The 12633-nt window shown below is 67.4% G+C and carries 10 protein-coding genes and 1 riboswitch; of the genes, 6 read left to right on the top strand and 4 right to left on the bottom strand.

Features of this window, described 5'->3' with window-relative positions; translation table 11 throughout:
* Positions 1–16 precede the first annotated feature (16 nt).
* A complete protein-coding gene (locus FIU66_RS03755; RefSeq protein WP_167621463.1) occupies positions 17–691 on the bottom strand; it encodes an HAD-IA family hydrolase in 675 nt (224 codons plus the stop codon).
* Positions 692–805: 114 nt separating this feature from the next.
* Here FIU66_RS03755 and glmU point away from each other — a divergent pair, with 114 nt between their 5' ends.
* Both glmU and glmS read left to right on the top strand, forming a co-directional pair.
* The gene (glmU, locus tag FIU66_RS03750) at positions 806–2149 is read left to right on the top strand and encodes a bifunctional UDP-N-acetylglucosamine diphosphorylase/glucosamine-1-phosphate N-acetyltransferase GlmU (RefSeq protein WP_167621462.1); all 1344 of its coding nucleotides are present in this window, start codon (positions 806–808) and stop codon (positions 2147–2149) included.
* Complete coding sequence (gene glmS, locus FIU66_RS03745) at positions 2149–3966, top strand: glutamine--fructose-6-phosphate transaminase (isomerizing) (RefSeq protein ID WP_167621461.1); 1818 nt, start codon at positions 2149–2151, stop codon at positions 3964–3966. Before glmU ends, glmS begins: the two co-directional genes overlap by 1 nt.
* Before the next feature lie 38 nt (positions 3967–4004).
* Here glmS and FIU66_RS03740 read toward each other — a convergent pair whose 3' ends face one another.
* The 3 genes from FIU66_RS03740 to FIU66_RS03730 form a co-directional block, all read right to left on the bottom strand.
* The gene (locus tag FIU66_RS03740) at positions 4005–4478 is read right to left on the bottom strand and encodes a 6,7-dimethyl-8-ribityllumazine synthase (protein ID WP_167621460.1); all 474 of its coding nucleotides are present in this window, start codon (positions 4476–4478) and stop codon (positions 4005–4007) included.
* Between the two features lie 75 nt (positions 4479–4553).
* Positions 4554–4686, bottom strand: a riboswitch (FMN riboswitch).
* Positions 4687–4723: 37 nt separating this feature from the next.
* Positions 4724–7672 carry a PAS domain-containing protein gene (locus tag FIU66_RS03735; protein ID WP_167621459.1) on the bottom strand — a complete coding sequence of 983 codons (2949 nt, stop codon included), beginning with the start codon at positions 7670–7672 and terminating at the stop codon, positions 4724–4726.
* Between the two features lie 135 nt (positions 7673–7807).
* On the bottom strand, positions 7808–8470 hold the full coding sequence (locus FIU66_RS03730) for a calcium-binding protein (protein WP_167621458.1): 663 nt from the start codon (positions 8468–8470) through the stop codon (positions 7808–7810).
* Between the two features lie 139 nt (positions 8471–8609).
* Between FIU66_RS03730 and FIU66_RS03725 the strand changes: the two genes are divergently transcribed.
* Genes FIU66_RS03725 through FIU66_RS03710 form a run of 4 tightly spaced genes read left to right on the top strand, consistent with a single transcriptional unit; the run spans position 8610 to position 12630 of the window.
* The gene (locus tag FIU66_RS03725) at positions 8610–8921 is read left to right on the top strand and encodes a PepSY domain-containing protein (RefSeq protein ID WP_167621457.1); all 312 of its coding nucleotides are present in this window, start codon (positions 8610–8612) and stop codon (positions 8919–8921) included.
* Positions 8921–9583, top strand: a complete 663-nt coding sequence (locus FIU66_RS03720; protein ID WP_167621456.1) for a response regulator transcription factor — start codon at positions 8921–8923, stop codon at positions 9581–9583. Before FIU66_RS03725 ends, FIU66_RS03720 begins: the two co-directional genes overlap by 1 nt.
* Entirely contained in the window at positions 9583–10938 is a 1356-nt protein-coding gene (locus FIU66_RS03715) for a HAMP domain-containing sensor histidine kinase (RefSeq protein WP_201281080.1), read from the top strand. The genes FIU66_RS03720 and FIU66_RS03715 overlap by 1 nt, the downstream gene beginning before the upstream one ends.
* A gap of 27 nt (positions 10939–10965) precedes the next feature.
* Entirely contained in the window at positions 10966–12630 is a 1665-nt protein-coding gene (locus FIU66_RS03710; RefSeq protein WP_167621455.1) for a thiamine pyrophosphate-dependent enzyme, read from the top strand.
* The last annotated feature ends 3 nt before the right edge of the window (positions 12631–12633 follow it).

The following is a 12633-nucleotide window of genomic DNA, read 5'->3' as shown; positions in this document are numbered from 1 at the left end:
GACCGCGCGATTTTCTTCAGCCCAGCCAAAGGCGGGCAAGTTCAGGCAGTTCCTCGAAATGGGCGATCAGGGCATCGGGGGCCAGGCGGCTGATCCCCTCGCCCTCGGGTCCGAAGGACACAAGCGCCACTTTGACGCCCGCGGCCGTCGCCGTCTTGCGGTCAGTTTCCGTGTCGCCCACCAGGAACGAGGCTGCGACCCTTCCCCCTGCCCGCTCGACCGCGGCATGGTAGGGACGCGGGTCGGGCTTCCTGACCGGCAACGTGTCGGCGGCAATCATCGAGGCAAAGCGGCCCCGGACGCCCAGTGCATCCAGCAGCGCTTCCGCCAGGGCCCCGGGCTTGTTGGTGCAGACGGCAAGGATGTGACCGTCTGCCTGCAGGCGATCCAGCGTTTCCTCGACCCCAGGGTAAAGCTTCGTGTGGACCGCGATGTTTTCGCCGTAATGGCTGAGAAGACGGGGAAAATCTTCATCCTCGGCGCCGGGCGGCAAAAGCATCTCTGACCCCATGCGGCCATAGCCCGCGCGCAGCATGGCCCGCCCGCCGTGAAAGGCGGTCAGCGCATCGGCGACGGGGTCCAGGGCGACATCGATGCCCCGCGCGGCAAAGCAGGCATTGGCCGCGGCGATCAGGTCGGCCGAGGTATCGGCCAGCGTGCCATCCAGATCGAAAACCACCGTTCCTGCCATTCCCTGTCTTCCCCGCAATGATTGGTCACCAAAGGTGAACGCCCGGGGCTTCCCCAGGCGGCGCAGCCCGATTAGAACGCGCGGCAAAGAATTTGAACAGGCATTGGGACAGGCATGGCAGACAAATCAGTAGCGATCGTGGTTCTGGCGGCCGGACAGGGAAGCCGGATGCAGTCCGACCTGCCCAAGGTGCTGCACAGGCTGGCGGGCGTGCCGCTGGTCGGACACGCCCTGTCGGTCGCCCGAACGCTTGACCCCGAGCAGGTGATCGTCGTCGCAGGCCACGGTGCCGACCAGGTAACCAAGGCCGTGGGCAAGATCGACCCTGATGCGCGGATCGTTCTGCAGTCCGAACAGCTTGGCACCGGCCACGCCGTCCGTCAGGCCTTGCCCGAGCTTGAGGGGTTCGAGGGCAAGGTGATCGTCCTTTACGGCGACACCCCCTTCATCGGCGAGGAAACGCTGGCAGCCCTTGCCGCGCATCCGTCCGACCTGGTGGTGCTGGGTTTCGAGGCCGAGGATCCCGGCCGCTATGGCCGCCTGATCGTGACCGGCCGCGGACTGGAACGCATCGTCGAGTTTAAGGATGCCGACGCCGCCACGCGCGAGATCGCGTTGTGCAATTCCGGGGTCATGGCGCTTGACGCGTCGCTGCTGCGCCAGTTGATCGTGCGGCTGACGAACCAGAACGCCTCGGGCGAATACTACCTGACCGACCTCGTGGCCCTGGCCCGCGCGGAAGGCCGCAGCGCCGATGTGGTGACCTGCGACGAAGCCGAAACCCTGGGCATCAACACCCGCATCGAACTGGCTGCGGCCGAGGCCTCGTTCCAGGACCGCGCCCGCAGTCGCGCGCTTGAAGACGGGGTGACGCTATGCGACCCGGCCTCGGTCTGGTTCGCGCTGGACACGGTGATCGGGCGCGATGCGGTGATCGGCCAGAACGTCGTCTTCGGTCCCGGCGTCACGATCGAATCGGGGGCCGAGATCCTGCCCTTCTGCCATCTGGAGGGCTGCCATGTCTCCTCGGGCGCGACCGTCGGTCCCTTCGCCCGCCTGCGCCCCGGCGCGGAACTGGGCGGCGATGTGCACGTGGGCAACTTCGTGGAAATCAAGAACGCGGTGCTGGACGAAGGCGCCAAGGTCGGCCACCTCACCTATCTGGGCGACGCCCATGTGGGCGAGCGCACGAATATCGGCGCGGGCACGATCACCTGCAACTATGACGGCGTGATGAAGCACCGCACGGAAATCGGCGCCCGCGCCTTCATCGGCAGCGACACGATGCTGGTCGCCCCCGTCCGCGTGGGCGACGACGCCATGACCGGATCGGGTTCCGTCATTACCGAGGACGTGCCCGACGGTGCCCTGGCCCTGGGCCGTGCGCGTCAGGTCACGAAGCCGGGCCTTGCAACCCGCTTGATGGCAGCCCTCCGCGCCAAGAAGGAGGCCCGCTGATGTGCGGCATCATTGGCATCCTGGGATCGCACGAGGTTTCCCCGCAACTGGTCGACGCGCTGCGCCGGCTGGAATATCGCGGCTATGACAGCGCCGGCGTGGCGACGGTGGATTCCAGCGGGCGGCTGGACCGTCGCCGGGCCGTGGGCAAGCTGGTGAACCTGTCGGACCGCCTGGTCCACGAGCCCCTGCCCGGCCATATCGGCATCGGCCATACCCGCTGGGCCACCCATGGCGCCGCGACCGAGGTGAACGCCCATCCCCACCAGTCCGGCCCCGTGGCCGTGGTCCACAACGGCATCATCGAGAACTTCCGCGAGTTGCGCGACGAACTGGAGACCCTGGGGATTCACGCGCAGTCCCAGACCGATACCGAAACGGTCGCGCTGTGGGCCGCGCATTACATGGCCGGGGGCGCCTCGCCCGTGGACGCCGCGCGCCGGACGCTGGCGCGGCTGAAGGGCGCCTTCGCCCTTGCCTTCATCTTCGACGGCCAGCCCGACCTGATGATCGCCGCCCGCAAGGGCAGCCCCCTGGCGATCGGCCATGGCGACGGCGAGATGTTCCTGGGTTCGGACGCCGTGGCGCTTGCGCCCTTCACCGACCGGATCACCTATCTGGACGATGGCGACCATGCGATCCTGACGCGCTCGGGCGTCCAGGTCTTCGATGCCGATGGCAACCAGACCCACCGGACCGAAGCCCGCATCGACGCCGGGGCCGCAACCATCGACAAGGGCGGCTATCGCCACTTCATGGCCAAGGAGATCGCCGAACAGCCGGTGGTCATGGGCGACGTGCTGAACCATTACGTGAAGGGCGACCGGATCGTGCTGCCCGACGGAATGGATTTCAACGGTGTCGACCGGATCAGCCTTGTGGGCTGCGGCACCGCCCATCTGGCGGGCCATGTGGCGAAATACTGGTTCGAACAACTGGCCGGCCTGCCCTGCGACATCGACGTGGCGTCCGAGTTCCGCTATCGCGAGCCGCCGCTGTCGCCCACAAGCTGGTTCATCGCCGTCAGCCAGTCGGGCGAGACCGCGGACACGCTGGCTGCGCTGCATTACGCCCGCAACCATGTCGCCCGCACCGTGGGCCTGGTGAATGTCGGCACCTCGGCCATTGCGCGCGATTCCGACATCGCCCTGCCCACGCGGGCAGGGATCGAGGTCAGCGTGGCGTCGTCGAAGGCCTTTACCTGCCAGTTGACGGTTCTGGCGATCCTGGCGCTGAAGGCCGCCCATGACCGGGGACGCATCGACGATGCCGCCCTTGCCGCGCATCTGGCCGACCTGCGGTCGATCCCTGGCCTGATGCAGCAGGCGTTGAACCTGTCGGACGATTGCCGCGCCCAGTCCGAATGGCTGTCCCAGGCGCGCGACGTGCTGTTCCTGGGCAGGGGCGCGCTGTATCCGGTGGCCCTTGAAGGCGCGCTGAAGCTGAAGGAGCTGAGCTATATCCACGCCGAAGGCTATGCCTCGGGCGAGCTGAAGCACGGACCCATCGCCTTGATCGACCGCGACGTGCCGGTGATCGTGCTGGCCCCGCATGACGCGCTGTTCGACAAGACCGTCTCGAACATGCAGGAGGTGATGGCCCGCCACGGCCCGATCCTGCTTCTGTCGGACGAAGCAGGCCTGTCCTCGGCCAGCCACGGGGTGCAGGCGACCCTGCGGATGCCATCGGGCGGAGGAGTGTTCCAGCCGATCCTGTATGCGATCCCGATGCAGTATCTGGCCTATCACACCGCGGTGGCCAAGGGCACGGATGTGGACCAGCCCCGCAACCTGGCGAAATCGGTCACGGTGGAATGAAGAAAAGGCACGCGGGGCCAAACCCGCGCGCCTTTTCCTTATGCGGCGTCGGCGCGGGTTTCTGCGGCGATCCGGGCGTCCAGTTCCAGCATCTGGTGGACGGCCTGCGCGGCCTCGGCGCCCTTCTTGACGAAGTGGTCGCGGTAAAAGCCCGTCAGCAGTTCGGTTTCCTGGTAATTGTGCGGCGTCAGCGAAACCGAGAAGCAGGGCACACCGGTTTCCAGCCCGACATTCATCAAGCCGGTGACAACGGCAGTCGCGACGAAATCGTGGCGGTAGATGCCGCCATCGACGACAAGGGCGGCGGCGACCACGGCGTCGTATTTGCCGGTCTGGGCCAGCTTCTTGGCCAGCAGCGGCATCTCGAATGCGCCGGGCACGTCAAAGGCCACGACGGTGGCGCCGGGGATCAGGCGCTGCTGTTCGGCCAGGAAACCGTCATGGGCGCGGTCCACGACATCGGAATGCCAGCGGGCCTTGATGAATGCGATGCGAGGGGTCTTGTGGGTCATCTTTCAGGAACCTTACGTTGACTTGCGTATGGTCCCAGGACACGAGCCATGACCGCCCCCGGGAAAGGACGCGGCCACGGTTCTCTTTCATCCAGACTATGACTGTCGGCCCCGGAGTTTCACCGGATCTGCTGACCCCTTCGTTGCCGAAGGGCGCTCGCGGGCTGTGACCGCCGGTGGGGAATTTCACCCCGCCCTGAGAACGGGATTTGCATAGCACGCAAGACAGGACCCGCCAAGAGGCCTCAGCCAAGCCGCGCCAAGGCCTCCTGCACCGCGCCGCGCAACTGATCCTCGCCATAGGGCTTGCACAGAAGCACCGTCTGGCGGGGGCAGCCGGCAGGCAGGTCACTGTCGCCCGTGGCATAGACGACGGCCAGGCCCGGCTGCATCTCGACCGCCTTTTGCGCCAGGTCATTGCCGTTCATGTCCGGCAAACCAAGATCGGTCAGCAGCAGGTCGAAGCTCTGCTCTTGCAGCTTGCCCAGCGCCGGGGCGGCCTTGCCGGCCTGCGCGACCGCATGACCCATGTCCTCCAGCATGAAGGCGGTGTCGGCGCGGATCAGGGCATTGTCCTCGACCAGCAGGATCGACACCGGGCGCCCCGCCGCCGGCTCGGGCCGTTCCCCGGGCTGGGCCGCCCGATCCTCGGTGATGGCGCTGCGGACCTGCTGGGCATTGGCGATGACATGGCGCAACCGGCGCGCCAGGGCTTCGCGCGGATAGGGCTTGGACAGCAACTCGACCCCCGGATCCAGCCTGCCGCCATGCACGATGGAGTTTTCCGTATAGCCCGAGGTGAACAGCACGCCCAGGCCGGGCATGATCTCCTGCGCCCGCCGCGCCATGTCGCGGCTGGACAGCCCGCCGGGCATCACCACATCGGTGAACAGCACGTCGATATGCAGCCCGCTTTCCACGACCGCCAGCCCCGCCTGGGCATCCCGCGCCGTCAACACATTGTAGCCAAGCGAGGTCAGGAGGTCCACGACGGTGCCCCGCACGGCCTCGTCATCCTCGACCACCAGGATCGTTTCGGACCCGCCGACGACGGGCCCGTCGAACAGCGGGACATCGGTGTCTTCCTCGTTCTCGGAGCGCGGCAGATAGATCCGCACGGTCGTCCCTTCGCCGGGTTCGCTATAGACGGACACATGCCCTCCTGACTGCTTCACGAAGCCATAGACCATCGACATCCCAAGGCCAGTGCCGCGGCCTTCGGGCTTGGTGGAATAGAAGGGATCAAAAATCCGTTCAAGCACCTCGGGGGTCATGCCGCAGCCGGTGTCGGTGACGGCCAGCATCACATAGTCCCCCGCCGAGACGTCGCCCGCAACCGCTGCATAAACCTCGTCCAGGCGGGTGTTGGACATCTCGATGGTCAAAAGGCCTGGGCCGTCCATCGCGTCGCGGGCGTTGATGGCCAGGTTCAGCAGCGCGCTTTCAAGCTGGGCGCGGTCCACGCAGATGTTCCACAGGCCGTCGGGCACCACCACCTGCACCTCGATCGCCTCGCCCAGGGAACGGCGCAGCAACTCGTCCATCTCGCTGACAAGGCGGCAGGGCTGGATTACCCGGGGTTCAAGCGGCTGGCGACGGCCGAAGGACAGAAGCTGGCTGGCCAGCTTTGCCCCGCGGGATACGGCGGACAGCGCATTCTCGACTCGCTGGCTGGCGCGGGGGTCGCCCTCGACATCCTTGGCCAGCATCTGAAGGTTGCCGTTTATCACCTGCAGAAGATTGTTGAAATCATGCGCCACGCCGCCGGTCAGTTGGCCCATGGATTCCATCTTCTGCGCGCGGTGCAGGGCCTGTTCGGTCTTGCGGTGCTGCTCGATCTCCTCGGCCACGCGCGCCTCTAGCGTCTCGTTGAGACGGCGAAGCTGTTCCTCGGCGCGTTCGCGATGGCTGACCTGGCGCTGCAAATCCTCGGCTTGGGCCTGAAGCTGGGCCTCGCCCAGCCGTTGCTCGGTGATGTCGGTATGGACGCCGACCCATTCCTTGATCCTGCCCTGGCCGTTCAGGGTGGGAACGGCGCGGATCGCGAAGATGCGGTATTCGCCATCGATGCAGCGAACCCGATGTTCCCATTCAAAGGTCGTGGTCGTTTCCAGCGCGCGCTGCCATGCCTCGATGCTGCTGGCGCGGTCGTCGGGATGAACGGCATTCGACCAGCCGTAATCCTGGTATTCCTCGAAGGCCTGCCCGGTCAGGGATGCCCAGCCCCGCTGCTCGCCGCTCATCCGGCCGTCGGCCGTGTTGGTCCACAGGATGCTGTGGATCGCCTCGACCGCCGCGTGGAAGCGGTCGTTGCTGTCGCGCAGCCGGGTTTCGGTCTGCTTGCGATCCTCGATGTCGATCAGGATCATGTAGACGCCGTCGATCCGGTCGTCGCGGGTCTTGCGCGGCAGGCAGCGCATTTCGAAGGCGCGGGGGCGATCGCCCGGCAGGCGCACGATCGCGTCCACGTTCACCGTCTCGCCCGCAAGCGCATTGCCCAGCATTTCCTGGGTCAGTTCGGCCTGGGTTGCGCCAAGGATATCGGAAATCTGCTTGCCGATGACCTGTTCGATCTCCAGCCCGAAGACCTCAAGATAGCACTGGTTGGCGAAACGGAAGGTCAGCGTCTTGTCCAGAAACGCCACCAGGATCGGCAGGGCGTCGGACAGGTGGTACAGTTCGGCGCGGCTTTCGGCCAGGGCCTCGCGCGCATGGACGGACTGGGTGATGTCAAGAACGGTGCACAGCACGCCGTCCACCCGGCTGCCGTTCTCGTTGTAGATGGGCGTGTAGAACAGGTCGAAGACCACGGTCTCGGGGACGCCCTTGCGGTGCAGCACCATCGAATGTTCGCGATGGGCCTGCACCTCGCCGCGGAAGCCCCGTTCAAGGATCTGGCGGTTCCAGTCCCAGATCTCGGGCCAGATCTCGGGAACGGTGCCTCCAAGCGCGCGCGGGTGATAGTTTCCCGCGATCTCGGCATAGCTGTCGTTGTAGATCATGACATGATCCGGACCCCACATCAGCACCTGCGGGATGGGAGAGTTCAGCAGCGAACTGACCTTGATCCGCAGATGCATGGGCCAGCTGTCGATCGGCCCCACCGAGCTGCGTGACCAGTCGAGGTTCCGAACAAGCTCTCCGCAGACGCCGCCGCCGACTGGCCAGGGGGAAAGGGGCAGGTCTGTCGTCATCGTCCACCAAAATATCCGGGTTTAGCGCCGGAAATTAGGGATGGATCGCATGGGCCGCAAGCTGCGACCATGCGGCATGGTTAGCATTGAATGAAAATCAATCGGGCGGGCTTGCCGGCCCGCCCGTTGAAGGCCTTAGAAGGTGAAGTCGCTCAGGTCCAACTGGCCGCGCTGCATGTCCTCGAGGGTGATCGAGGTGTTCGCGTCCAGCACGATCACCACGTCCGATCCCTGCTGGCGGGCGCCGTTGATGATCTGGCTGACCTGGGCGCGGCTAAAGTCGTCCAGTTCGATCCGGTCCACGCCGTTCTGGAAGTCGGTAATGCGGTCGCGCCCGTCGCCGCGCTCGAACTCGAAGAAGTCCACGCCCGCGCCGCCGGTCAGGATGTCGTTGCCCGCGCCGCCTTCCAGCGTGTCGCGGCCAGCGCCCCCAAGCAGCGTGTCGTTGCCGCGATCGCCTTCCAGATCGTCGTTGCCGCTGCCGCCCGACAGCCAGTCAAAGCCGCGCCCGCCTTCCAGCTCGTCGTTGCCGGCCTCGCCCGACAGGCGGTCGTGGCCGTCGTTGCCTTCCAGGTCGTCATTGCCGTCGCCGCCGAACAGGCGGTCGTTGCCGCGCCCGCCCTCGATGTCGTCGCGGCCAAGGCCACCGTAGACCGTGTCGTTGCCGTCGCCGCCATAGATGTCGTCATTGCCGGCATAGCCCCGGATCAGGTCGTCGCCGCGCAGTCCCGCAAGCCAGTCGGACAGCGAGGTGCCGAAGATGCTGTCTGCTTTGTCCGTGCCGGTCTTCCGTGCCATGTGCTTTTCCTTTTTCGCTAATAGGCCGCGCCCCTACGGCAAGGCCCTGTTACGCGAATCGTTCTAACCCATGCGCCCTGACAGCATCCTGACGCCGCTTGTCAGGCATTTGTCAGGACGGTCGCGCTATGACAGGGTCATGAAACAGCTTCCCGCCATCATCCTTGCGATGCTCCTGCCCTCGGCCGTCGGCGGCCAGCAGGAACCCCTTCCCGACTTCGAACTGGCCCAGGGGGCCGTCGAGCGGGGCGAGATCCTGCCGCTTGCCCAGATCCTTCGCCTGCTGGAGGGCGAACACCCCGGCACCGTGGTCGAGGTCGAGCTTGAATATTCCGACGGAACCCGCGTCTATGAGGTCGAGCTGATCACGCCGGACGGCCGGCTGATCGAAGTCGACATGGACGCCGCCACCGGCCAGGTCCTGAAGGTCGAGGAGGAAGACGACGACTGATGCGCGCCCTTGTGGTCGAGGACGACCGCCGCATCGCCGCCGACCTGACCCGCGCGCTTGAATCCGCGGGCTTCCGGGTCGAGCATGTCGAGGATGGCGAAGCCGCCTGGTTCCGCGGCGGAACCGAAAGCTATGACCTGATCGTGCTGGACCTGGGCCTGCCGCGCCTGGACGGGCTTTCGGTGCTGAAACGCTGGCGGGCCGAGGGTTGCGACAGCCCGGTCCTGATCCTGACCGCCCGCGGCGCCTGGACGGAACGGGTCGAGGGGATCGACGCGGGCGCCGACGATTATCTGCCCAAGCCCTTCCGGATGGAGGAGCTGATCGCCCGCGCCCGCGCCCTGGTGCGCCGCTCGGGGGGGCGCGCGACATCCGTCCAGCAGGTGGGGGCGCTTTCGGTGGACCTCAACCGCATGTCGGTGTCGCTGGCGGGCGTGCCGCTGGCCGTGACGCCGCTGGAATACCGGCTGCTGTCCTATCTGACGCTGCACCGCGACCGGACCGTGCCGCCCTCGGAACTGCTGGAGCATCTCTACGGCGACGACGACGCGCGCGACGCCAATGCGCTCGAGGCGGTGATCGCCCGGCTGCGCCGCAAGATCGGGCCGGGGCTGATCCACACCCGGCGGGGCTTCGGCTATGACCTGGGGGCGCCCGGCTGATGCGGCGGTCCCTGCGGCTGCGGCTGCTGGTCGTCGGCGCCTTTGCCATCGTGGTGACGCTGTGGGGGGCCGCGCTTGGCCTGGCCCTGCTGTTCGAACGCCATGTCGAACGGGTGGCCGTGGGCGATCTGGAAGCCCGCGCCCAGACCCTGGCCGGGATCGTCGAACATGACGCCGAAGGCGTGCCGCGGCTGGCCGCGCCGCCGCCGGACCGGCTGTATCAGCAGCCATTCTCGGGCCATTACTGGCAGGTGGCCTTGGGATCCGATGTGCAGCGGTCGCGGTCGCTGTGGGATTACAGCCTGCCCATGGATCGCGCGGCCCCCCCGCCGGGCCGGACCGAGGTGCTGGACCTGCCCGGACCGCAGGGGGAACGCCTGCTGGCAGTGGAGCAAAGCCTGCTGGTGGGACGCGGCCCACAAGCCCTTTCCCTGCGGATCATCGTTGCCTCGGACCGGGCGGTGCTGACGGCGGCGCGGCAGGATTTCCTGGCCGACCTCATGCCATACCTGGCCTTCCTGGGCCTGCTGCTGGGCATCGCGTCATGGCTGCAGATCCGCATCGGCCTGTCGCCCCTGGCCGAGGTGGCTGACCGCGTGAAGGCGCTGACCCAGGGGCAGCGGTCGCGGATCGGCACCGACCTGCCCGACGAGATGCTGCCCCTGTCGCGGCAACTGGACGCGCTTCTGGACGCCCGCGATGCCGAACTGCTGCGCGCGCGGCACCGGGCGGGGGATCTGGCGCATGGCTTCAAGACGCCGCTTCAGGCGCTTCTGGGCGACGCCGGCACCCTGCGCGGCCGGGGAGAGCCGGAAATCGCCGGCAGCATCGAGACGGTCGTGACCTCGATGCGGCGGCTGGTGGACCGCGAACTGACCCGCGCGCGCATCCAGTCCGACCGCCACGCGGCCGAGGCCGATCCCGCAGCCGTCCTGGCCCGGCTGGTCAAGGTGCTGAAGCGCACGCCGAAGGGCGGGACGATTGACTGGCAGACCCGCGTCGACGATCCCGCCCCGCGCGCGCGCATCGACCCCGACGACCTGACCGAGGCGCTTGGTGCGCTTCTGGAAAACGCGATGCATCACGCCGACGCCGTGGTCGAGGCGGTGGTGACCCGGCAGGGCAGCCGCGTAAGGATCGCCATCTGCGACGACGGCCCCGGCGTGCCCGACACGGCCTTGGCAAGCCTGCCGCAGCGGGGAATGCGCCTTGACGAAAGCGGCGACGGGCAGGGCATCGGCCTTGCCATCGTCAGCGACATCGCCGAGGCGGCGGGGGGCGATCTGACCCTGACCAACACCCGCCCCGGCCTTTGCGTCGAACTGACACTGGCAGCAGCAGCAACCCGCCGATAAGCTGCCCCAACAACAAGGGGGCAGGACATGACACGGACGGGCGGGGCTTTGGTGGTGGATTGCCTGATGGCGCTTGGGGCGACCAAGGCATTCGGCATTCCGGGCGAAAGCTATCTGGCGGTGCTGGACGCGCTGCACGACACGCAGGGGCGGCTGGATTTCGTGCTGTGCCGGCACGAGGGCGGCGCGGCCTTCATGGCCTCGGCCTGGGGCAAGCTGACAGGCAAGCCCGGCATCTGCCTTGTCACCCGTGGCCCAGGGGTCACCAACGCGGCCATCGGCATTCACACCGCCATGCAGGACAGCGCGCCGATGCTGGTGCTGGTGGGCCAGGTCGGCACCGACATGATCGGGCGCGAGGCCTTCCAGGAAATCGACTATCCCGCCGTCTTCGGCAGCATGGCGAAATGGGCCGTCCAGATCGACCGTGCCGACCGCATCCCGGAAATCCTGGCCCGCGCCTGGAAGACCGCCGTGACCGGCCGCCCCGGCCCCGTCGTCATCGCCCTGCCCGAGGACATGCTGACCAGCCAGACCGACACCCCGCCCCTGACCGGCCCGGCCGAGATCGCCGAGCCCGCGCCCCTGCCCGCCGCCCTGGACAAGGCGCTGACCATGCTGGCCGGGGCCAGGCGCCCGCTGATCCTGACCGGCGGCTGCACCTGGACCGCGCAGGGCAAGGCCGCGCTGCAACGCTTTGCCGAGGCGTCCGACATCCCCGTCCTTGCGGCCTTCCGCTTCCAGGATTGCGTCGACAACACCTCGCCGGTCTATGCGGGCGAGGCGGGCGTGGGGATGCCGACCCATGTGCGCCGCCTGATCGCGGAATGCGACCTGCTGCTGGCCGTGAACGTGCGCTTCGGCGAGATGACCACGGACGCCTATACGCTGCTGCGGGTGCCGCAGCCGGAACAGGTGCTGATCCATGTCCATGCCTCGGATGCCGAGATCGGCAAGATCTATCAGCCGCAGCTTGGTATCCAGTCGGGTCCGAACGCCTTTGCCGATGCATTGCGCCCCGTCACCGGGCCCTGGTCCGACTGGCGCAGGGCGGCGCGGGCGGGGTTCCTGGCCTCGATGCAGGCGCCGGCGCAACCCTCGCCCGTGGACATGGTCGCGGTGATGGACCACCTGCGCGCCACCCTGCCCGAGGACGCGATCCTGACGAACGGCGCGGGCAACTTCGCGGTCTGGCCCAACAAGTTCTTCGCCTTCGGCCCCAAGGCGCGGCTGCTGGCCCCGCAGTCGGGCGCGATGGGATACGGCCTGCCCGCGGCGATCGCGGCAAAGGTCGCCCATCCCCGCCGCACCGTGGTCTGCTTCGCGGGCGACGGCGATTTCCAGATGACCTGCGCCGAACTGGCGACCGCCGCGCAGGCCGGGGCTCAGCCCATCGTGCTGGTCCTGAACAACGGCATCTACGGCACGATCCGCGCGCATCAGGAACGCAACTATCCCGCCCGCGTGTCCGGCACGACCATGCAGAACCCGGATTTCGTGATGCTGGCCCGCGCCTATGGCTTCCATGCCGAACGCGTGGGCGCGACCGGCGATTTCGCGGCGGCCTTCGGCCGCGCCATGCAGTCCAGGACCGGCGCGCTTCTGGATCTGGACATCTCGCCCGAGGCGCTGACCCCGCGCCAGACCCTGACCCAGATGCGAGAGGCAGCCCTGTCGCGGCACGAGGGCTGAGGC

The sequence above is a fragment of the Paracoccus sp. AK26 genome, from assembly GCF_011801365.1.
GTDB lineage: Bacteria > Pseudomonadota > Alphaproteobacteria > Rhodobacterales > Rhodobacteraceae > Paracoccus > Paracoccus aerius.
The sequence above is the reverse complement of the archived record's forward strand: the minus strand, read 5'-3'. Positions and strand labels throughout refer to the sequence as shown.

Excerpts from the sequence above, each read along its gene's own strand:
- FIU66_RS03725 (WP_167621457.1), top strand. The coding sequence starts at position 8,610 with ATGAAACAGCTTCCCGCCATCATCCTTGCGATGCTCCTGCCCTCGGCC.
- FIU66_RS03735 (WP_167621459.1), bottom strand. The coding sequence starts at position 7,672 with ATGACGACAGACCTGCCCCTTTCCCCCTGGCCAGTCGGCGGCGGCGTC.
- FIU66_RS03730 (WP_167621458.1), bottom strand. The coding sequence starts at position 8,470 with ATGGCACGGAAGACCGGCACGGACAAAGCAGACAGCATCTTCGGCACC.
- glmU (WP_167621462.1), top strand. The coding sequence starts at position 806 with ATGGCAGACAAATCAGTAGCGATCGTGGTTCTGGCGGCCGGACAGGGA.
- FIU66_RS03720 (WP_167621456.1), top strand. The coding sequence starts at position 8,921 with ATGCGCGCCCTTGTGGTCGAGGACGACCGCCGCATCGCCGCCGACCTG.
- FIU66_RS03755 (WP_167621463.1), bottom strand. The coding sequence starts at position 691 with ATGGCAGGAACGGTGGTTTTCGATCTGGATGGCACGCTGGCCGATACC.
- FIU66_RS03740 (WP_167621460.1), bottom strand. The coding sequence starts at position 4,478 with ATGACCCACAAGACCCCTCGCATCGCATTCATCAAGGCCCGCTGGCAT.
- glmS (WP_167621461.1), top strand. The coding sequence starts at position 2,149 with ATGTGCGGCATCATTGGCATCCTGGGATCGCACGAGGTTTCCCCGCAA.
- FIU66_RS03710 (WP_167621455.1), top strand. The coding sequence starts at position 10,966 with ATGACACGGACGGGCGGGGCTTTGGTGGTGGATTGCCTGATGGCGCTT.
- FIU66_RS03715 (WP_201281080.1), top strand. The coding sequence starts at position 9,583 with ATGCGGCGGTCCCTGCGGCTGCGGCTGCTGGTCGTCGGCGCCTTTGCC.